This is a genomic window from Streptococcus anginosus subsp. whileyi MAS624 (assembly GCF_000478925.1).
In the GTDB taxonomy this organism is placed as follows: Bacteria; Bacillota; Bacilli; order Lactobacillales; family Streptococcaceae; genus Streptococcus; species Streptococcus whileyi.
This window is the reverse complement of the sequence record NZ_AP013072.1, coordinates 316,237-337,329: the sequence shown is the minus strand read 5'-3', so window position 1 is coordinate 337,329 and position 21,093 is coordinate 316,237. Positions and strand designations below refer to the sequence as shown.

The following is a 21,093-nucleotide window of genomic DNA, read 5'->3' as shown; positions in this document are numbered from 1 at the left end:
TAAAAAAACAACTTGATTTGGGTAAAGTCGAGTTGTTTTTATTGTAGCTTGGTCATAACGACCAAACGAGTGGAAACTCTGGAGTTTTATCAACATTCTAATTTGATTTTTATACATATTCAACTCCCAACTTCCACAAGTCTGAGCCGAGGAGCGAATGACAACAAAAAAGAGAGGTAAACCTCTCTTCTCTATACTGATGAATTATTTAGCAATTTTTGCAAAGTATTCAAGAGTACGTACAAGTTGTGCAGTGTATGACATTTCGTTATCGTACCAAGATACAACTTTCACCAATTGTTTTCCATCAACGTCAAGAACTTTAGTTTGAGTTGCATCAAACAACGAACCGTAAGCCATACCTACGATATCTGAAGATACGATTGGATCTTCTGTATAACCGTATGATTCGTTAGCTGCTGCTTTCATAGCTGCATTTACTTCATCAACAGTAACATTCTTTTCAAGAACAGCAACCAATTCAGTAACTGATCCAGTTGGAGTTGGAACACGTTGAGCTGAACCATCAAGTTTACCGTTCAATTCTGGAATAACAAGACCGATAGCTTTAGCAGCACCAGTTGAGTTAGGAACGATGTTTGCAGCACCAGCACGAGCACGGCGAAGATCACCTTTACGATGTGGACCGTCAAGGATCATTTGGTCACCAGTGTAAGCGTGGATAGTAGTCATCAAACCTTCAACGATACCGAAATTGTCTTGAAGTGCTTTAGCCATTGGAGCCAAGCAGTTTGTAGTACATGAAGCACCTGAGATAACTGTTTCAGTACCATCAAGAACATCGTGGTTAGTGTTAAATACGATTGTTTTAACATCGTTTCCGCCAGGAGCAGTGATAACAACTTTCTTAGCTCCACCTTTAAGGTGTTTTTCAGCTGCATCTTTCTTAGCAAAGAAACCAGTTGCTTCCAAAACGATTTCTACACCGTCAGTAGCCCAGTCGATTTGTTCTGGGTCACGTTCAGCAGAAACTTTAACGAATTTACCGTTAACTTCGAATCCACCTTCTTTAACTTCCACAGTACCGTCGAAACGACCTTGAGTTGTGTCATATTTCAACAAATGTGCAAGCATAACTGGATCTGTAAGGTCGTTGATACGAGTAACTTCAACACCTTCTACGTTTTGGATACGACGGAATGCAAGACGACCGATACGACCGAAACCGTTAATACCAACTTTAACTACCATTCGTGATTTCCTCCTTATGAAAATCAAAAAATTTTTATGTGAAAAGAGTAACTTGAGTTGCTACAAATCACCTTTCAACATATCTATTATATACTTTATCCCTTAAAATTGCAACTGATTTCAGCATTATTAACAAGGAATATCATTTCTTTCAAAGATTTTCATTTCTCTTTCATTTTCGGAAGCTAAGTGGGAGATATGCAAAAAGCACCTGCTTGCGCAGGTGCTCCAAAATCAGCTTATCTTAAGCCTCACCTTTATTTTTCTTAATGATTTCTTCTTGTACTGACTTCGGTACATCTTCGTAGTGGTCAAATACCATCATGAAAGTACCACGTCCTTGTGACGCTGAACGAAGAACTGTTGCATAACCGAACATTTCAGCAAGTGGAACATAGGCACGAACGATTTGGCTATTACCATGAGCTTCCATACCATCAACACGTCCACGACGAGCTGTTACGTGTCCCATAACATCACCGAGGTTTTCTTCTGGTACAGTAATTGTAACAAGCATCATTGGTTCAAGAATGGTTGGTTGCGCAGTCTTAGCAGCTTCTTTAAGAGCAAGAGAGGCAGCAACTTTAAAGGCTGTTTCAGATGAGTCGACATCGTGGTATGAACCGTCATACAGTTTTGCTTTCACGTCAACGATTGGGTAACCAGCAAGAACACCGTTTGCCATTGACTCAATCAAACCTTTTTCTACAGCTGGGATGAATTCACGTGGAACGACACCACCAACGATAGCATTTTCAAACTCGAATCCTTTTCCTTCTTCATTTGGAGTAAATTCAATCCAAACATCACCGAATTGACCTTTACCACCTGATTGACGTTTAAAGAATCCACGTGCTGATGTTTGTGCACGGAAAGTTTCACGGTAAGATACTTGAGGAGCACCCACATTTGCTTCCACTTTGAATTCACGACGCATACGGTCTACGAGGACATCCAAGTGAAGCTCACCCATACCAGAGATAACTGTTTCACCAGTTTCAACGTTAGTTTCAACGCGGAAAGTTGGGTCTTCTTCAGCCAATTTTTGAAGGGCAATACCCATCTTATCTTGGTCAGCTTTTGACTTAGGTTCAACCATCAATTGGATAACTGGTTCTGGAACTTCGATAGATTCAAGGATAATTTTTGCCTTTTCATCTGTCAATGAGTCACCAGTTGTAGTATCTTTCAAGCCAACAGCCGCAGCGATGTCACCAGAGTAAACTGTTTCGATTTCATTTCGGTGGTTAGCGTGCATTTGCAGGATACGTCCGATACGTTCACGTTTTCCTTTAGAAGTATTCAAAACGTATGAACCTGAGTTCAAGACACCTGAGTACACACGGAAGAAAGTCAAACGACCAACAAATGGGTCTGTCATAATCTTGAAAGCCAGTGCTGCAAATGGTTCATCATCAGATGCAGGACGAGTTTCTTCTTCTTCAGTATCTGGATTTACACCCTTGATAGCTGGAATGTCAAGTGGGCTTGGAAGGTAGTCAATAACTGCATCAAGCATCATTTGAACACCTTTGTTCTTGAAGGCAGAACCAGCAAGAACTGGGAAGAATTCAACATTGATAGTTGCTTTACGGATGGCAGCTTTTAGTTCTGCTTCAGTAATTTCTTCACCTTCAAGGTATTTCATCATCAAGTCTTCATCAGTTTCAGCAACTGCTTCTACCAATTTTTCACGCCATTCTTGGGCTTGTTCAAGATAATCAGCTGGAATATCTTCTTCAAGAATATCTGTTCCAAGGTCATTTGTATAGATTTCGGCTTTCATGCGAACCAAGTCAATGATACCACGGAAGTCATCTTCTGCACCAATCGGCAATTGAATTGGATGAGCATTTGCTTGAAGACGATCGTGAAGAGTGCTTACTGAGTAAAGGAAGTCTGCACCGATTTTATCCATTTTGTTAGCAAATACGATACGTGGAACACCATATTCAGTTGCTTGACGCCAAACTGTTTCCGTTTGAGGTTCAACACCTGATTGTGAGTCAAGGACAGTTACGGCACCATCCAATACACGAAGTGAACGTTGTACTTCGATAGTGAAGTCCACGTGCCCTGGTGTGTCGATAATATTGACACGGTAATCTTTCCATTGCGCTGTTGTTGCAGCAGATGTGATGGTGATACCACGTTCTTGTTCTTGTTCCATCCAGTCCATTTGTGAAGCACCTTCGTGTGTTTCACCAATTTTATGGATTTTACCGGTATAGTAAAGAATACGTTCAGTCGTTGTTGTTTTACCAGCATCGACGTGAGCCATGATACCGATGTTACGAGTTTTTTCAAGTGAAAATTCGCGAGCCATTTGGTTGTTTCTCCTATTATTTTATTTACAGTTTATTATAACATATTTTAAGAAAAGCGAGTAGGCAAATCCTACCCGCTTGTTGATTACTCATGCTAATTAGTAAGAGTACTAAGCCTTTGAAAGAGCTTTTGCAATTCTCTAAAAAGAGAAGCAATCTTACCAGCGGAAGTGAGCAAAAGCACGGTTAGCTTCAGCCATACGGTGAGTATCTTCACGTTTTTTAACAGCTGCACCAGTATTGTTAGCTGCATCCATGATTTCTTTCGCAAGACGATCTTGCATAGTGTGTTCTCCACGTGAACGTGAAATAGTTACCAACCAACGAAGCCCAAGAGTTGTACGACGTTCTGGACGAACTTCAACTGGGACTTGATAGTTAGACCCACCAACACGGCGAGCACGTACTTCAAGTACAGGCATGATGTTTTCCATAGCTGTTTCAAATACTTCAAGTGCATCGTTTCCAGTAGCTTCTTTGATTTGCTCAAAAGCGCCATATACAATTGAAGCGGCTGTACCACGTTTCCCATCAAGCATAACGCGGTTGATAAGACGTGTCACTAATTTTGAATTGTAGAGCGGATCTGGCAATACTTCGCGCTTAGGCGCACGGTTTTTACGACTCATTTATCTTTATCCCCTTTCCTTATGCTTTTGGTTTTTTGGTACCGTATTTAGAACGGCCTTGCTTACGATCAGTTACACCTGCTGTATCAAGTGCACCACGAACGATGTGATAACGTACCCCTGGAAGGTCTTTTACACGTCCACCACGAAGAAGCACAACACTGTGTTCTTGCAAGTTATGTCCGATACCTGGGATATAAGCGGTTACTTCAATAAGATTGCTCAAACGCACACGAGCAAATTTACGAAGAGCCGAATTCGGTTTTTTAGGTGTCATAGTACCAACACGAGTTGCTACACCACGTTTTTGTGGTGAGTTTTCACGAGTAGGCACACGTTTCAGACTATTATAACCAACGTTTAAAGCTGGTGATTTAGATTTTTCTACTTTTGATTTACGCGGTTTGCGAACCAATTGGTTAATTGTAGGCATCTACATTTCTCCTGTATTTTTTTAATTTTGGTGATGATACACTTGGTGACAGCTATCATCTGCGTGTACTTTTGCAACATTTGTCAGCACGTCTCTGTACACTTTTGAGAGACCAAAAGTAAAAAGTACCGTCTATTAGTATAACACGACGACACTTTCTTTGTCAATATATTTTTATAGTTTTCTTGCTAAGTTCCCATCTATTGCCCCGCAGTATTTGTGGCTGGGACACCTGCTCCGTTAGTCGTTGGAGTTTGAGCTGAATTGGTCTCAGCCTGTCCTGTGGTAGCTGAAGTTGCAGGAGCTTGATAGGTTTGTTGATAAGTTTGCCCTGCATCTGTTTGAGGCGTCACAGCGTTTTGATTTGCTGTAGCAGCTGCTTCATTGGCTTCACGCGCAGCAATCGCGTCACTAACTGCCTTAATCCGTTGTTGAAGTTGAGCTTTTTGAGCTTCGTCTTTCAACTTGTCCACTTTTTCTTGAGCAGGCGTTACATTAGCCGTCGTCTGCTCCGCTTCCAGTTTTTTAACAGCCTCTTCTGCTTCTTGCACAATTTTCGCTTGTTCTTTTTTGTCCTTTTCTACTTTCGACTCTGAGGGTTTTGACGTTGAAACTGTTCGTCTTACAGTCGGAGCGGCTGCACGCGCCACGTCATCTTGCTTTTTAACGAAAAATAATCCCGCAGCAAGAATGAGTGCCAAAACTGTAACAATCGAAACTCTCAGCCACAAGGAACTTTGATCCAATTTATCCAATATATTTTTCAAATTTTCACCTCATCTATTTGTCAAAAATATTGCCAACTTCTACGCTGATTTTGTTGGACTTCACATCAATAGCTGTCACTTTCAACAATGATTTGTAATCCAAATGTTCGCGTTCTGTCTGTGCATTTTCCGCAAAGACTGCTACACCAGCCAATTCCGAATCAAATTCTCGTAAAAGACTAATCATGCCATTGACTGTTCCGCCGCCTTTTAAGAAATCATCTACGATTAACACACGGCTTCCAGCTTTCAGGCTGCGTTTCGACAAGAACATCTTTTCAATACGGTCACCACTTGAACCTGAAACATAATTGACGCTAACCGTTGAGCCCTCTGTGATTTTCAAGTCGCGGCGCACAATGACAAATGGAACATTTAACACATTTGCCACTGCATTTGCCAACGGTACTCCTTTTGTGGCAACAGTCATTACGGCATCAATTTTTTGATTTCGAAACGTCTTGGCAATAATGCGTCCAATGTTGTTTAAAATAGAAGGCGTACTCAGCAAATCCGATAAGTAAATGTAGCCACCGGGTAAAATTCGATTGCTTTCAGACAATTTCGTGCGGAGGTCTTCCACCATTGCTCTAGCTTCTTTATCCGAGATAGAAGGAGTAAAAATAACGCCTCCTCCTGCTCCTGTAATGGTTTCGATATGCCCGATTTCCATTTCTTCAAAAGCACGTTTGATAATGACAATATCTTCGGAAATGGAAGATTTTGCGGACTCATACTTCTCAGCAAATGTATTGAGACTTGTTAATTCGTACGGATGATTGATTAGGTAGTTAGAAATGACTACCATGCGCTCACTTCTTCTTAATTTCATTTTTTCACCAATTTATTTTATTTTCTTCATTATATCATAATCAGCCCAAAAAACGAACATTATTTTTGCAATAACATTCGTTTTTCGCTTTTTACTTATCAAAATTAGGCTTATAGAAAGAGCGATTGTCCATAGCAAAGATTCGATTGGTCATCTCACCCTTGCCAACCAAGGCTAGAGCCGAAGTCATCATCATCATTTCCGCATCTAAATTATCAATCATGTGGATAATTTCAGCTTCCATGATTTTCGGACGCACTGGACTACCGTATTCCAACAAACCGTGATGACTTAGCAAAACATGACGGAGAATAATGACATCTTCTCTAGTGTCGTCAATTTTTAATTCTGCCAACACCTTTGTTATTTCTTCATCAATCAAAGCGATGTGTCCGATGAGATTGCCTCGAACAGTGTATTCTGTTTGCTCTGGGCCTGTCAATTCCAGCACCTTTGCTAAATCATGGAGCATAATTCCTGCATAGAGCAAGCTCTTATTTAATTGCGGGTAAATCTCACCAATGGCATTTGCCAACCGCACCATTGTAGCTGTATGAAAAGCAAGTCCTGCTTCAAAAGCATGATGATTCGTTTTAGCAGCAGGATAAGAATAAAATTCTTTATCGTATTTAGCATACAAAGCTCGCACCACACGCTGCCAAATTGGGTTTTCAATTTTGAAGATCATTTGTGACAGATATTCACGTAGTTCTTGGACATCAACTGGCGGCTTTTCTTTAAAATCAGCTGGATTGTTTGGCTCACCAACTTTTGGCAGACGTAGTGTAATTTGATTCACTTGCGGAGTATTGTTATATACTTCTCTGCGCCCTTGCATATGGATGACTTTTCCAGCAGTAAATTCTTCCACATTGTGCGGTTGTGCATCCCACAATTTCCCTTCAATCGTTCCAGTGTCATCTTGAAAGGTGAATGCCAAATAGTTTTTCCCTGCCCTTGTTTGACGAAGTTCAGCAGATTTGATGAGATAAAATCCTTCAAATAGCTCATCTTTTTTCATTTGGTTAATCTTCATATTCTTCCTCTTCATCTTGAAAATCTAATAGACCATCTAAGGCCGACTTATCCGAAATTTCAACATGACGCAAAGTCCTCTCGATAGCATTAGTTCTTCGCGTCAGCAATTCATCAATATTGCCAGATGCATGTTGCAAATGTTTTTGTGCCTTGAGCAAAATACCACCAAATTTATTAAATTCTGATTTGACATTGCCCAGAACCTTGCTGATGTCATCTGCACTTCTTTGAATATTGAGCGTTTTAAAACCGACCGAAAGCGAATTAAGCAAAGCAGATAGTGTAGACGGCCCTGCCACCACAATCTGCTCATCCCGACGCAAATTGTCAAAGAATTCTGGATTGCGAACAACCTCTGAATAAAGCCCTTCGGTTGGCAAAAACATCACTCCAAAATTCGTGGTTGCAGGAGGTGCCAGATATTTTTTCTTAATGTCTTTGGCAAAACGTTTGACGCTAGCTAGCAAAGACTTGCGGTATAAATCAATCTCGTCTTTGTTTCCTGACTCGTAAGCATCCTCTAAGCGATAGTAGTCTGCCAGAGGAAACTTGGAATCAATTGGTAAATAGATGTAATCTTTTTCCACTTGTCCCGGTAATTTAATTGCATACTCTACACGTTCACTAGAGCCTGGAACCGTGGCAAACTCACGCTCATACTGGCTCGGTGTCAAAATGTCTTCAATGATTTGACCAAGCTGCAATTCGCCTAAAATCCCGCGCGTTTTAGTATTGGAGAGCACCTTGTTTAGAGTGCCCACATCACGCGCTACATTTTGCATTTCTCCTAAACCGCGATTGACCGACTCTAATTGTTTTGAGACCGTTTCAAAGGAAGCTTGCAATCTTGTTTGCAGTGTCTTCTCTAATTTTTCTTCCACCGTTTGGCGCATTTGTTCTAAACGGTGGTCATTTGACTCTTGAATTTGGCGCATTCGTTCATCTGTCTTATCACGATTTTGGGTTAGATTTTCACTTATTTCTAAACGCATTTCCGTTAAATTCCGATGTAAATCCGTACGCACCTCACCCAAACGATCTCCCAGAGCCAATTCCAGCTGTTGCTGTACTAGAAGGCTTTGCTGCCGCTCCTGCTCAAAACGGTAGTCCAACTGATCAGATAATTGATCGGCTTGATCTTCAAAAATCTTCTTCGCTTGGTCTGTCTGTTGCTGATTCTTTTGCCACAAAAGAAAGGTCACAATAAGATTTCCCAACAATAAGAGGATGATTACAAACTCCATACTAACTCCTGTCTTTGCTATAAATGACAATAACATAACCTGATTGGCACTCTAAAAAAACGGGCTCATCTATAAATTCGTTAGAAGCATACACTTTTTTGAAAAAATAATTGGATTCGTTTAAAGGATATTTGGCTCCTTCAATGCTCAACCGGCTATCGTCCGCAGGCATAAAGGCTAGATAATTCATACCAGCTACTGGCTTTATCTCGTGACGCCCTTGAGGACAATAGCTGAGCTCATTTTGCGCACTACAAAGCCGAATTTGTTGCATATAAGGCGTGATTTCTAGATCGCTCGGCAAGAAAATATTTGCCAAAGTATGATCCAAGCGCCCGCCAAAAGCACCAAAAATAGTCACTTGCGCCTGTGGATAACGTGCAAAAGCAGCTTTAACCGCTAACTCCAAATCCGTATCGTCTTTTTCAGGTTGTGCTTGAAGTACCTCTTTAGATTGAGAACAAATCAAAGCCAACTCTTTCTCCGAAACGGAATCAAAATCACCGACCGCTAGGTCTGGACAAATACCTTGTTCAATGAGAAGCAGGCTTCCCCTATCTACTCCGATAAAGAGGTCAAAATCCATTTGAAAGCTATCTATCGTCCCACCAGCAAAGAGAGCAATTTTAGTCATGCAATGCTTCTTTCAAGGTTTGAACCTGATGAGCGACATCACCTTTGAACACGTAACTACCTGCCACAAAGACATTAGCACCGGCTTCTTTGGCAATGCGAATGGTTCCATCATCAATACCACCGTCTACTTCAATATCAAAGTCTAGTTGGTTCACTTCTCTCAAAACGACTAATTCGCGTACTTTATCCATTGTTTCTGGTAGAAAAGCTTGCCCACCGAAGCCTGGATTAACAGTCATAACCAAGACTTGATCAACCAAATTCAAAACATTTTTCACCGCTTCAACGGGCGTTCCCGGATTGATAACAACACTTGCCTTGACACCAGCTGCCCGAATCTTTTGCAAAGCTCCGTGAATATGCGGCGTTGCTTCAGCATGGATACTGATAATATCTGCACCCGCACGAGCAAAATCTTCAATATGGTGTTCTGGATTGGAGACCATGAGATGACAATCAAACACCAACTTACTATATGGTCGCATGCTCGCTACCACACCCGCACCGAAGCTGATATTGGGTACAAAATGTCCGTCCATAATATCAATATGAGCGTAATCTGCCCCTGTGGCTTCTAATTTTTTCAATTCTGATTCAAAATTAGCATAGTCTGCACTTAAAATAGACGGTGCAATTTTATAAGATTTCATTTAGCTTCCTCCTCACTTAGGTTGCTTCTTAGCTACTTTTTTATAGGTTTCACGACGATGTTCAATTTCACTCAAAAATTGCAGGTAATCTTCAAATCGAAAGTCTGCAATTGTTCCATTTTCAACCGCAGGTTTCACCGCACAATTCGGTTCATGCGTATGAGTACAGGTCCGGAATTTACAGTCACGACTGACTTCAGCAATTTCAGGAAATGCTTGGTTTAAATCCTCCGCATTGTCCACTTCGTAATCCAAGGAAGAAAATCCCGGAGTATCCGCAATTTTTCCTCCATTAAGATTGTAAAAGCTGACAGCTCGTGTCGTATGACGACCGCGACCTAGACTCTCTGAAATCTCACCTGTTTCTAATTGCAAATCTGGTGCGATTTTATTGAGCAAAGTGGATTTGCCAACTCCTGTCTGCCCCATGAAAACCGTCTTTTTACTTGTCAAAAATGGCAACAGTTCTGTGACTGCTTTGGCAGTATCATAACCAATCGCTTGGTAAACATCAAGGAAAGCATCTAGCTCTTTGTCGTCCTCCAACAAATCCAATTTACTGATATAAATAATCGGATGAATGGCTTTCTGCTCCAAAAGAACTAAGAACCGATCCAAAAGATTGGGATTAAAATCTGGCTCTTTGGCACTCATTATCACGACAGCCTGATCGATATTAACAATAGGTGGGCGTACCAGACTGTTTTTTCGATCTGCTATTTTTAAAATGTATCCTTCAGAATCTTTCTCAGCAGAAAATTCGACCTCATCCCCCACATAGGGAGTTTGTCCTTTCTTGCGGAAATTTCCTCTAGCTCTGGTCTGATACACCTTGCCTTCTGACTCTACATAATAGAAGCCAGCCAAGGCTTTCACAATTATTCCTTTCAAATGAACTCCTTTAACCTTAATAAGTTCATTATATCAAAAAAACAAGTATTTTGCTTTTTAGTGCAAAAAAATGATGAAAAACGTTTCTAATGTGGTATAATAGATACCGAGCGGAAATGGCGGAACGGCAGACGCGCATGCTTCAGGCGCATGTGTCCATTCGGACGTGAGGGTTCAAATCCCTTTTTCCGCATTTTTATTTTGTTAGGTGTTTTGGTATTGCAGCTTATGCTGCGCTTTACTTTCTCGCCTAAAACGAAATAGCCTATTTTGAATGCTGCTATCGAGCCCATTCAAAAATTGCTTATTCTAAATTTTGGAAAGGTGGCCCAGCTTGGTACGGCACCGGACTCGAAATCCGGCAAATGGATTTTATTCATGCGCGGGTTCAAATCCCGTCCTTTCCTTATAAAAAGCCTCACTAAAATGAACTTAGTAAGGCTTTTTGTTTACAATATTATCCAACTTATCTGAATCCTTCATCATATAAGCTGTCTGCTAAATGCGCAAATTCTTGCAAATCAAGCGCTTCTCCTCGTACACTTGGAGATAACTCAGCATTGTCCAAAGCGGACTCTAGCTTTGTTTTGACTTCATTAGACCTCCCAAAATAACTGGTCAGATTATTCCAGAGGGTTTTCCGGCGGTGGGTAAAACTAGCTTTTGAGACTTTGAAGAAGAAAGCTTCATCCTTGACCCCAACTGCTGGCTGGTCTCTGCGGACCATCTTGAGGATAGCCGAATCCACATTTGGAGCGGGAACAAAGACCGTCCGTGGTACGATAAAAGCAACCTTTGCGGTCATATAATACTGCACCGCTATTGACAAACTGCCATAAGATTTACTATTGGGCTGCGCCGAGATACGATCAGCCACTTCTCGCTGCATCATCACGACAAATTCACTAAAAGGAATGCCACTCTCAATCAAGTGCATGAGGATAGGAGTGGTAATATAGTAGGGCAGGTTGGCCACCACTTTGATAGGAAGATTTGGATTAGCAAATTCCTTGATTCGGGCTTGCAAGTCTGACTTAAGAATATCTTCATTGACCACGCGCACATTGTCAAAATCCCGCAGAGTATCTGCCAAAATCGGCACCAAGCGATCATCAATTTCAAAAGCCATGACTTCGGCTGCATTTTCCGCCAAAAACTCAGTCAGTGCCCCGATGCCTGGTCCGATTTCGATAACATTAACATTCTCATCAATCTCAGCTGTGTCCACAATTTTTTGTAAAATATTGGTATCAGTCAAGAAATTCTGACCGAACGATTTTTTAAAAGTAAAGCCATGACGCTCAAGCACAGCCCGCGTCACACTATAATCCGCAATTCTCATAAATCTCTTTTCTATCTGTTATCTGAATAAAATATATAAAATTCGCATAATTCCCAGCACAAGCAAAATCCAAAATGCCGGATGAATACGGCGTTTAGTTTCTGTTGAAGTAGATTCAGTCACATCAGTCATTTGCTTGTTTTTTTGATTTTTACCTTTCTTCAACTCATCTTGGTAGGCAACCGAATTTAGAATATTATCTACTGGCAACATGTCTGAAGCATAATCATCTGGGAAACCCATAGCTATCCCAAGCAAATCTTTATCTGTTAAAGAAAAATCCAAATCTTTCGGTTGATTTTGCTGAATAGCACGGACATTTTTTAAAAGTTTGTCAGAAGCAATAGACAACTCATTCATAGAAATAATTTCTAAAACGTCAAATCCTAGCGTATCGCCCTCTTTGATATTTGCAGTAATGTAACACACAAAGTCATCGTACAGTTGCAAAGTCTGTGGAGCATGCTGCTCTAAAAAGGAGCGATTGTGACGAGCATTCTGATGAAAGTTTTCATCAGAAAGAGCAATCCCCGTATCCTGTGTCCGATAAAATTCTTCTGCCTTCTCTTTATCTTCTTTTTCAAGCTCTTCTGCTTTTTTCCATAGAGCAATAGCTGCCTGCAGCTCTTCTTCACCCCAAAATAGTTGCCAGAAATAAGGAATCGTATAAATTCCCTCCGCTAAAACATGTGCCTCATCTCCGTTTTTTAAATAAATATAGCTTCTATTTGCCATCTCGCTTCCTTTCATATTTTTTCATTCCATTTCAACATCTGTCAATATAATCTCAATAATTCCAGCCGTTTGAGCAATTGTTTCTCATTTGAATAGCCCATGCGGAATTCTTCAACTCAGAATCCACGATATTTTTGGACATCAACTTCCTGCGAAACCAATAGCGCATAATGTTTCATTAGTGACATCAGTCATCATCACTGTCAAGCACTTCAAACATAATCTTTTGTAAATATCAAAGTTGACATATTATCGCCAGGTAAATCCCCCTTACCACTCATCATGCTTTAAAAAAACGTACTAAACGCTATAATATTCGATTATCATTCTCCGGTTTTCTCTGTTGTTAGTTGCGTCAAAATTCGGTAGAGTTTCTCTTGCGCTTCTTGATCATAAGCTGAGCGACTGGCTTTGACCTCTTGGCATTTTTCATTGTATAAAAAACCATTATAATTGTCTTCTGTAGCGAGAGCAACATAGGTTTGTGCCATTTCTTCAGGTGAAATTGAGAAACGAGATTTTAGTTTATATAGATTTTTCATGAAGGAAGAAAGGTGACTATAACGCTTCATATCCACCTTCACACTAGGTACTCTGATAGCCTGAATTTTAACGTCTTTGTTCCTTGCTCTCATCGCTAATGATAGCATCAGAAGCGCTAATTTGTTTTGGTAATAAGTTTTTGAAGGGCTATAGGATTGTTCTCTCTTTAGATTATCAAAATTCAGTTTAATAAAAGGATAGGCTTGTAAACCTTGCGATGAAATATTAAGAATACGACCACTATCAGATTTTTTCAGTAAAGGCATAAGAGACTGCGACAGTAAAAAAGGTGCTGCAACATTGGTTGCGAACTGCTTTTCCAACCCATCTTTGGTTAAAATTGGTTGCTTGATTGATAAATCAAAGTCAGCAGCATTATTTATCAAGACATCAAGCGCTCCTTGAGTCTGGATATAATTTTCAACAGCCGCTTTGGTACTCGTCAAATCAGAAAGGTCTGCTAGTACGTAACTCACATGAGAATTGCCAGTTTCACTGACAATTGTCTTACAAGCTTTCTCAGCTCTCTCTTTACTACGACAAAAAATCGTAACCTGCCAACCTTTATCAGCCAACTTCCTAGCCGCTTGATAACCTATCCCGCTATTTCCACCCGTTATGATACATTTTTTCATATTATTTTACTCCTCCATTTTTACTTTCTTGATAATGCGTCATTACTTTTTCAACTTCTGCTAAACTTATCCCAAACAATTCCAAACGTTTGAGCAATTGTTTCCCATTTGAGTAGCCAATTCGGAGTTCTTCTCCTAAAAATTCACGGCGCTTGCGGCTATCACTGCCTGCCAGAAAACCTAAGCGAATCAAATCCGAACGCGTAATGTCAAAATCAGTCGTTTTTTCAAAATTCTTAGTCACCTGCGAAAGAGCAGTCTTCAAATCTTCATAAGAAGCATGCTCAATGCCTAATGACTTCCCTTTACTTTTAGACTTAGGAACTGCCTCAGCACGCCTTAAAAAAGCATGTTGAACACCAGGGATGACCGTCATAATCATTCTACGGATTCGCTCACCATTGACGTCTGGATCAGTAAACACAATCACTCCGTGCAGGTTATGGAGATATTTAATGCGCTGAATGTCTTCTTGGCCAATCGCAGACCCTCTCGTTTCATAAGTTTCTACATCAAAATACCGCTTGAGATTGGCCGTATCGTCCCGACCTTCCACAACGAGAACCTGAGAAATTTTTTCTTTCATCAATCTTCTTTCAAATTAAATATTCGTAATGCATTTTCATAGGTTGCTTGTGCGACTTCTTCGGTCGTAAGACCGCGCAGCTCTGCAATCTTGTCTACAACATAGCGAGTATAAGCCGTCCGGTTTTCACGCCCACGCTTGGGAACAGGAGCTAAGTAAGGTGCATCCGTTTCAACTAGGATTTTGTCCAAAGGGAGATTTTGCGCAGCTTCCTGCACATCTACGGTCTTCTTAAACGTGACCACACCCGAAAATGAAATCATCATACCAAGATCTACAAAACGCTGAGCCATTTCCAAAGAGCCTGAATAAGAGTGCATAATGCCGCCACATGAACCTACACCTTCACTTTTAATAATCTCATATGTGTCGTCCAAGGCATCACGAGTGTGCACTACAAAAGGTAAGTCAAGATCTTTTGACAATTGAATCTGCCGTCGAAAAACTCGCTCTTGCGTCTCTTTCGGTGCTGTCATCCAATGATAATCCAATCCAATTTCACCAAGGGCAATAACTTTGGGATCATGCAAATGACTGACAAGCATGTCCTCCACTTCCTGCGTGTAAGAACCGGCCTCTGTCGGATGCCAGCCAATCGTACTGTAAAGCTCATCATATTGACGAGACAGCGCAAGCGACTTTTCAATGGTTTCTGCATCAAATCCCACAATATTCATCTTTGTGACACCTAACTCGCGTGCAAAAGCAATTTCTTCAGCTTCTTTTCCTGCAAAATTATCCACGTTAAGGTGTGTATGTGTATCAAAAATTTTCAAACTTTATTTCCTCCTTCTTCCCTATGCTTCTCTAACCATTGTAAATACAGGCTTTTAATTTTCCATATTCCCCTATATTTCCTATTGTTTCTCACCGCTTTGGTTAATTCATGGTTAGTTTTTTGGTTAGTCTTTTACAGGTGAATTTGATTAAGTTTAGTTCTTACTTCATCTTGGATATTTTCAGTAACATGGCTATATACCTGTAAAGTAATGGACTCATCTCGGTGACCTACACGCTCCATAATCGCTTTAATAGGCAATCCTAGTTCAGCAAGTAAACTAATATGGGAATGTCGGAGCATATGGATATTATAGGTTTTTACTTCACCTAAGACTGTATCGCAACTATTCTTGATGAATTTGTATAATAAAGGTTGTCTCATAATATTTCCTTGCTCTGTGACAAAAACAAACTCTTCATCACGACAATGCTCACGAAAATATGAAACAATCTCTATACAACGCTCACTTAGAATTATCGTTCTAACAGAACCTACCGTCTTAGTAGTTTGAAGCACTCGCTCATCGTACTTGTGAGCTACATAATCAATCGTATGGTCAATCTTCAAAAAGCAATTTTTAAAATCTATATCTTGATAGCGAACACCGATAAATTCAGCAAAGCGAAGACCTGTTAAAAAAATGAACTCCATCGCTAACGTATAGCGTCTATCTTTATTATGACTTTCGCAATACGATAAAACTTTTCCTAACTCTTCTTTACTGATAAAATGTTCCTTAGCCTTTTTGAGTTTTTCATAGTCAGCCTTCTGCTTAGGAATTACTACATTTTTGACAGGACTCTTGGTGATATATCCGACCTTCTCAGCATAGCCAAAGATACCATTAAGATAAATCTTTCGATTTTTCCTTGTAGAATTTTCAACATTTAAACTCATTAGGTAGCTCTGTATTTGCTGGGTAGTGTATTCTGATAACTTCAAATCTCCTACCGCATCAGCAAAAAATTGCAGACATTTCATTTCACTTCTGAAACTTGACGGTTTAATTTCACTAGCTCGAATAGTTTTCCATTCTGCCAACAGCTGACTAAACGTAGTCGCTTCATATTTTTGTTGTTTCAGCTCTTCTTTTGTCGGTGTTGTAAGAATTTTATCTATCTTAGTTGCTAATCGCCGTTTTGCTTCTGCTTGAGAAACTCTAGATTTTGATTTCAAAGTAACAGTCACCTGTTTCCACTTTTTATCACGATCATCATAAAACTTCTCATAATAACGGTATTTGCCATTATCTAACTCTTTATAAAACATCATCTCTCCTTTTATCATCATAAATAAAGGAAAGCTATGTAGCATAGCTTAATTATAACATAACTACATAGCTTCCTCATACTTCTTTTGTTTATATTGCAAAAAACGCTCATATCCCTCAATACTTATATAAACCCTCTTATGAGAAGGCTTCAAAATAAAATCTTGAAACTGCTCAATTCGCCTCATCTCAGTCAAATCATTATTTAATGTCTTTAAAGGAATGTCAAATAATTCTGAAATCCCTTTCTTTGTTTTGTATAAATGTTCCATAATACCTCTTCTTCTGCTATAATAGAGATGATAAAAGTTTTTCTTTTGTCACTCATTTGGCTTGTCAGTTGCTCCGCAATAAGTATCTGACAGGCTTTTTACATTATCGTAAAACTCCGTTGTGTATTCTTTTATGCCGTAAGGAGTTTCATATTTTGTAGTACGTGAAAAATTCGGTGGACTATTAATTTTATAAGTCTCCATAAGTTCCCCCTTTGTTGTTGTGATTTCCAAAGGCTTTTCTATCCCACGACTGGTTCTATAAATACGAATCCCTTTTGGATACATGTATAGTCTCGCTCCCTTAACGGTTGCTTTACTCTGTGAATCTTTATCACCTATCTGCAAATTAGATAGATAAGCTATCAAGTAATTTCCAACCTTATCAGCCCTTCTCAATCGTTTGGTCTTTGTAAAACCTTTACCCCACATAGTAGCAACTACATCATTAGGGATAGAGAGAGTCGTTTCATTCTTCATAAGCACATGTAAATGCCACCGTCCGCTCTCTTGTGGCTCAATCACGGCAATATATTCTACATGACCATACTTACTACGCAAGCGTCGCATAAATGCCTTAAAATCTTTATAGACTTGAACAGGATCAATCACATGTTCACGATAGGTAAATGTAAGCCATAGCTGATTATCGCCACCACCTGAAAAATTATGAGCAACCAAGCGACGCAGTTTTTTCATAGTTTGCTTTGTTGACTTCAAATTATCAAGACGACTACTATTAGAAGTATCCATATTATGAATTTCTCCCGTCTCCAGGTTTACATAACGTTTCCCTGAAATCACCTTGATAGTCTGTTTTTGCTTTCCGTTAGCTGTAGTCATTTCAACTGTATCTCCGTAAATATAAGACTTTACTAGTTTGTTGCTCCCAATTTCTGACATGTGACCTCTATCTTCTTGTGCTTTTGTTTGACGCTTATCAAGTTAAGAGCGTCAAAATTGTAATCATTAAATTCTAATTTATTCCACGGTTTTATTGACAACAGGTTCCCTAAGATGATTAAACTGATTGTGTCGGCACGAACGAACATAGTTCGACCGTGCCGCCCCAACCAGCCTAAGTTATCTCAGCCTATCATCAAAAAACTTTCGCAGCATAAAGATAGAATTTAATTCTCGTATCACACAATTATGGATTCTTCAAGCGAAACAAATCGCTTTTAACTGCCCGCTCATTTCTTTTTTCATAGATGATAAACACTAAACGACGTAAATCATCTTTTTTATAAGTGTCAGCAGTACCATGCAACCCACTTATTTTTAGATAATAGACCCATTTTTCTTTCATTTTGAGCAAAATATCAGAATCTAACTCACCAAATAGAGTAAAGCTAAATACAATACAATCTGCTTGAAAATCTCCACTATCATAACCATAACAAATTGGAACTATCTCATCTGCTACATGCACCATCTGAACTGACCTACCCCCATTATTGTGAACAATTTCTTGCTTTTCAAAAACTGGTCGTGTCGTATAATCAAATTGATCAGCTTTGATTTGCTCTTTTACCAACTTCATTAGTTCATGCTGAGTCTGTTCAAGAAAGACAGCCCATCTCCTCTGTTTTTCTTTTTCTAGCATTTTTGCATTATATTCCTCTAATTTTTTTCTACAAAATTGAAAACCTTTACCAACAGCCTTCAAAGCTTTTATAGGTAATTCTTCTAAAATAGATGGCATTTCAAAACCTCCTTCAAATTAGGGTAGTCAGATAAACGATATATCTGACTACTTTACAACTCGACAATATCGTCAGCTTTAACAACTTTTGCAGTGATTGACAACTGATTACGATATTCACCGTAAACAGTAGCTTTTTCGATGTCTGTAATCTCACAGATTGTGATCATTGGTTGAAAATCTGCGAAATCATCAAGAGAAGCGAATGGGACTTTTACAACAAGCTGTTCCCCAAGGTTATCTTTTTCGTTAAGATAGTCACTATCATCAACAAAGATAAGTAGCCCTACCTTTACACCTTTTTCAACCTTAGAACCAGACTCAGTTTTCTCTACCCACGAAGCAGCAGAAATGAAGCGAAGTTCTTTGCGAGAAAGAAACAGTGGTGCATTAAATGCAGTGAAGTGAGATAGATTTTTTAGAGACATAGCAGTCCTCCTTTTAGTTGCCAGAAACTAATACATAAAATAGTTTCTGAAAAAATATTTTGATAGAATCTAATTTATTTTTTAGATTCTAAAAAGATTATATCACTAAATTTTTATGTTGTCAAGAATTTATTTCTATTTTTTGTTTCTTGTGTTATAATATTTCTATAGACATAAATAACAAGGAGAATCCAATGGCTAAGCTATCAAGAAAAACAGTTAAAGACTTATGCTTATCAATTACAAAAGCAACGCTAGAATTTGAAGGATATGAACTCTTAGATGAATCAGGATATATTCTTGCACATAAAGAAGGTGAAGCAGATTTACTTATCTATCCTTTGGCTAAGCAATTTTCTGATAAAGAAAGTCCACAATATAAAGCTGATTACAAAGCAGTAACTAAACTCGATAATTTCGTAAAATCCTATCCCGAAGAGATAGTGCCCTATATCAGTTATAGCTTTATAAAAAATGAGCTATCCCATTTAGAGACTGTTATAGCTCCCATTACTCTCATACGAAAAATCGCCCAAACGGGAAGTGTCTTTTCAAACGCAAGCGGGCATCTATATTTAAATGTGGAACTAACTTCCAACTTGCCTGAAGATGTATTTCATTCTTCATGGATAAAATAACCGAAAATAGGGACTCATTGCGAATCCCTATTTTTTCATTCTTTCAATTGAATCTTTTCTAATTGAATCAATATATTGTTCTCTTCATTAGAGCTATCATTTCTAAGATAACCCATAAAAATTATATTTCTGTTCTCTACAGGAACAATAAAAAAACTTCGTGAAATACCATACCTTCCCACAAGGACATATATATTGTTAGTGTTCTTTAATTGATATCCCCTGTTTTTTAATAACTCTATAATATCCTCTTTCGATTTTAATTCAGAATTATTTTGCCCTAAATTATAAGAAGAAATTACCTGTTCATAACTCATTAAGTAGTTAGTTTTTTTATTAGAAATCACTTTATTATTTGAAAATTCCAATACAGGAAAATTAGAGATCTTTCTTCTATTCTCTTCATCAGATGTTTTAGCCCCGAACACTTTGTTTATTTTATAATTTCCGCTCAGATTGGTCACATACGGAGTAAATAGTATCCCTGGTACTGTTTGTTTCCCATCTATATATAAATAATAAATTTGATTGCTATTAAGTTGTAAAAACACCATGCTATAACGATTATTATCTTTATCATGCAATAAGATAAATTTTAAATCTTTATCTTTTATCCTAATATCTTTTATTTCTTTAAAAATTTTTTTAAAATCTGAGATTATTTCTTTCTGAGATAAAACGATATTATTTTCTTCTTTAAATTTTGAATAAGATGAATAAGCAGTATAGTCTACATTATTATCATATTCATTATCAATCCCAGATTTACGAAGCTCATACGAAGATGTGAATTCCCACTTCTCTAGCTCCACTCCTACTCTCAGTGAAAACCATGTTTTTCTTTGCATTTGTTGTTCAAAAGAATTTTGATAGCTATAATACATAAATCCTACTGTTCCTATGGGCAACATTACACAGATAATAAATAAAGCGACTATGATTTTTTTGAAGTAACTTTCAAAAACTATCTTATCCAAATGTTTCATCCGCAACAATAAAAAGAATATTATAAATATTGGCAATGGCATTAAAACAGCTTCAAAAAGAAAGATTCCTGTACCTGTCCTCCAAGATAATATGCTTAAGCCATTCAGTAGAAATCGAAAAGTAAATTCCACCATAAATGATATGAATACTAAAGTAAATAGCACTTTACTTTTAAAAAATTGGTTTGGTGTTCTTATCAACCCTCTTAAACTAAAAATGAGTATCACAATTGAAGCTGGTACTACAGTAATCCCTTCTATAATGTTCAAGAAAGCTAAACTCGAATCAAAGTAAATGCATGTATATGCATACAGCGCCAGTGATATGAAAGACATTAAAAGTAAAGCAAAATAATATTTCTTTCTACCTATATTAGATTTTTTATTGCTCCTATCATCTATAAATTCCCCATTTTTTAACGCTTGTGAAAACTCCTCAGGTTTAGGTTTCCGTCCATGGATAACCTCGAAGTATTCTATCCATTCTTTTTTATCCATCTTATAAAACCTCCT

At 38.6% G+C, this 21,093-nt stretch carries 23 protein-coding genes and 2 tRNA genes; 3 read left to right on the top strand and 22 right to left on the bottom strand.

Annotated elements, in window-relative coordinates:
• Positions 1 to 204: 204 nt before the first annotated feature.
• The 11 genes from gap to rsgA form a co-directional block, all read right to left on the bottom strand.
• Positions 205 to 1,212: a type I glyceraldehyde-3-phosphate dehydrogenase gene (gap, locus tag ANG_RS01840; protein WP_003036557.1), complete on the bottom strand. Its 1,008-nt coding sequence runs from the start codon at positions 1,210 to 1,212 to the stop codon at positions 205 to 207.
• Positions 1,213 to 1,456: 244 nt separating this feature from the next.
• A complete protein-coding gene (gene fusA / locus ANG_RS01835; RefSeq protein WP_003026447.1) occupies positions 1,457 to 3,538 on the bottom strand; it encodes an elongation factor G in 2,082 nt (693 codons plus the stop codon).
• A gap of 159 nt (positions 3,539 to 3,697) precedes the next feature.
• A complete protein-coding gene (gene rpsG / locus ANG_RS01830; RefSeq protein ID WP_003026449.1) occupies positions 3,698 to 4,168 on the bottom strand; it encodes a 30S ribosomal protein S7 in 471 nt (156 codons plus the stop codon).
• A gap of 19 nt (positions 4,169 to 4,187) precedes the next feature.
• Entirely contained in the window at positions 4,188 to 4,601 is a 414-nt protein-coding gene (rpsL, locus tag ANG_RS01825) for a 30S ribosomal protein S12 (RefSeq protein WP_003026451.1), read from the bottom strand.
• A gap of 200 nt (positions 4,602 to 4,801) precedes the next feature.
• Positions 4,802 to 5,368 carry a hypothetical protein gene (locus tag ANG_RS01820; RefSeq protein ID WP_003036592.1) on the bottom strand — a complete coding sequence of 189 codons (567 nt, stop codon included), beginning with the start codon at positions 5,366 to 5,368 and terminating at the stop codon, positions 4,802 to 4,804.
• Positions 5,369 to 5,381: 13 nt separating this feature from the next.
• Complete coding sequence (gene purR, locus ANG_RS01815; RefSeq protein ID WP_003026455.1) at positions 5,382 to 6,200, bottom strand: pur operon repressor; 819 nt, start codon at positions 6,198 to 6,200, stop codon at positions 5,382 to 5,384.
• 91 nt (positions 6,201 to 6,291) lie between these two features.
• Complete coding sequence (locus ANG_RS01810; RefSeq protein ID WP_003036525.1) at positions 6,292 to 7,236, bottom strand: 3'-5' exoribonuclease YhaM family protein; 945 nt, start codon at positions 7,234 to 7,236, stop codon at positions 6,292 to 6,294.
• Positions 7,226 to 8,482 (bottom strand): DNA recombination protein RmuC, encoded by a 1,257-nt coding sequence (locus ANG_RS01805; protein WP_003036510.1) that lies wholly within the window; start codon positions 8,480 to 8,482, stop codon positions 7,226 to 7,228. The genes ANG_RS01810 and ANG_RS01805 overlap by 11 nt, the downstream gene beginning before the upstream one ends.
• A gap of 1 nt (position 8,483) precedes the next feature.
• A complete protein-coding gene (locus ANG_RS01800) occupies positions 8,484 to 9,116 on the bottom strand; it encodes a thiamine diphosphokinase (RefSeq protein ID WP_025271582.1) in 633 nt (210 codons plus the stop codon).
• The gene (gene rpe, locus ANG_RS01795; RefSeq protein WP_003036590.1) at positions 9,109 to 9,768 is read right to left on the bottom strand and encodes a ribulose-phosphate 3-epimerase; all 660 of its coding nucleotides are present in this window, start codon (positions 9,766 to 9,768) and stop codon (positions 9,109 to 9,111) included. The genes ANG_RS01800 and rpe overlap by 8 nt, the downstream gene beginning before the upstream one ends.
• A gap of 12 nt (positions 9,769 to 9,780) precedes the next feature.
• The gene (rsgA, locus tag ANG_RS01790; protein WP_003036516.1) at positions 9,781 to 10,659 is read right to left on the bottom strand and encodes a ribosome small subunit-dependent GTPase A; all 879 of its coding nucleotides are present in this window, start codon (positions 10,657 to 10,659) and stop codon (positions 9,781 to 9,783) included.
• Between the two features lie 110 nt (positions 10,660 to 10,769).
• On the opposite strand from rsgA, the gene ANG_RS01785 reads away from it, so the two are divergent.
• Positions 10,770 to 10,852 (top strand) — tRNA-Leu (locus tag ANG_RS01785).
• A gap of 125 nt (positions 10,853 to 10,977) precedes the next feature.
• Positions 10,978 to 11,066, top strand: a tRNA-Ser gene (locus tag ANG_RS01780).
• A 59-nt stretch (positions 11,067 to 11,125) separates the two neighbouring features.
• On the opposite strand, the gene rsmA is transcribed toward ANG_RS01780, so the two are convergent.
• The 10 genes from rsmA to ANG_RS01730 form a co-directional block, all read right to left on the bottom strand.
• Positions 11,126 to 12,001, bottom strand: coding sequence for a 16S rRNA (adenine(1518)-N(6)/adenine(1519)-N(6))-dimethyltransferase RsmA (rsmA, locus tag ANG_RS01775; protein WP_003036597.1), 876 nt, complete (start codon positions 11,999 to 12,001; stop codon positions 11,126 to 11,128).
• 18 nt (positions 12,002 to 12,019) lie between these two features.
• On the bottom strand, positions 12,020 to 12,736 hold the full coding sequence (locus tag ANG_RS01770) for a hypothetical protein (protein ID WP_003036602.1): 717 nt from the start codon (positions 12,734 to 12,736) through the stop codon (positions 12,020 to 12,022).
• Positions 12,737 to 13,059: 323 nt separating this feature from the next.
• Positions 13,060 to 13,914: an SDR family NAD(P)-dependent oxidoreductase gene (locus ANG_RS01765; protein ID WP_003036539.1), complete on the bottom strand. Its 855-nt coding sequence runs from the start codon at positions 13,912 to 13,914 to the stop codon at positions 13,060 to 13,062.
• Position 13,915: 1 nt separating this feature from the next.
• The gene (rnmV, locus tag ANG_RS01760) at positions 13,916 to 14,500 is read right to left on the bottom strand and encodes a ribonuclease M5 (protein WP_003036541.1); all 585 of its coding nucleotides are present in this window, start codon (positions 14,498 to 14,500) and stop codon (positions 13,916 to 13,918) included.
• Positions 14,500 to 15,276, bottom strand: a complete 777-nt coding sequence (locus ANG_RS01755; RefSeq protein WP_003036504.1) for a TatD family hydrolase — start codon at positions 15,274 to 15,276, stop codon at positions 14,500 to 14,502. The genes rnmV and ANG_RS01755 overlap by 1 nt, the downstream gene beginning before the upstream one ends.
• Before the next feature lie 134 nt (positions 15,277 to 15,410).
• Positions 15,411 to 16,550, bottom strand: a complete 1,140-nt coding sequence (locus ANG_RS01750) for a tyrosine-type recombinase/integrase (RefSeq protein ID WP_003036546.1) — start codon at positions 16,548 to 16,550, stop codon at positions 15,411 to 15,413.
• A gap of 63 nt (positions 16,551 to 16,613) precedes the next feature.
• The gene (locus ANG_RS01745) at positions 16,614 to 16,823 is read right to left on the bottom strand and encodes a hypothetical protein (RefSeq protein ID WP_003036575.1); all 210 of its coding nucleotides are present in this window, start codon (positions 16,821 to 16,823) and stop codon (positions 16,614 to 16,616) included.
• A gap of 48 nt (positions 16,824 to 16,871) precedes the next feature.
• Entirely contained in the window at positions 16,872 to 17,726 is an 855-nt protein-coding gene (locus tag ANG_RS01740; RefSeq protein ID WP_003036551.1) for a rolling circle replication-associated protein, read from the bottom strand.
• A gap of 247 nt (positions 17,727 to 17,973) precedes the next feature.
• Positions 17,974 to 18,528: a hypothetical protein gene (locus ANG_RS01735; RefSeq protein ID WP_003036571.1), complete on the bottom strand. Its 555-nt coding sequence runs from the start codon at positions 18,526 to 18,528 to the stop codon at positions 17,974 to 17,976.
• Positions 18,529 to 18,581: 53 nt separating this feature from the next.
• The gene (locus tag ANG_RS01730) at positions 18,582 to 18,956 is read right to left on the bottom strand and encodes a hypothetical protein (protein ID WP_003036537.1); all 375 of its coding nucleotides are present in this window, start codon (positions 18,954 to 18,956) and stop codon (positions 18,582 to 18,584) included.
• A 194-nt stretch (positions 18,957 to 19,150) separates the two neighbouring features.
• Between ANG_RS01730 and ANG_RS01725 the strand changes: the two genes are divergently transcribed.
• On the top strand, positions 19,151 to 19,594 hold the full coding sequence (locus ANG_RS01725) for a hypothetical protein (protein WP_003036577.1): 444 nt from the start codon (positions 19,151 to 19,153) through the stop codon (positions 19,592 to 19,594).
• A 35-nt stretch (positions 19,595 to 19,629) separates the two neighbouring features.
• Here ANG_RS01725 and ANG_RS01720 read toward each other — a convergent pair whose 3' ends face one another.
• Positions 19,630 to 21,078, bottom strand: a complete 1,449-nt coding sequence (locus ANG_RS01720; RefSeq protein ID WP_003036498.1) for a polysaccharide biosynthesis protein — start codon at positions 21,076 to 21,078, stop codon at positions 19,630 to 19,632.
• Positions 21,079 to 21,093 lie beyond the last annotated feature (15 nt).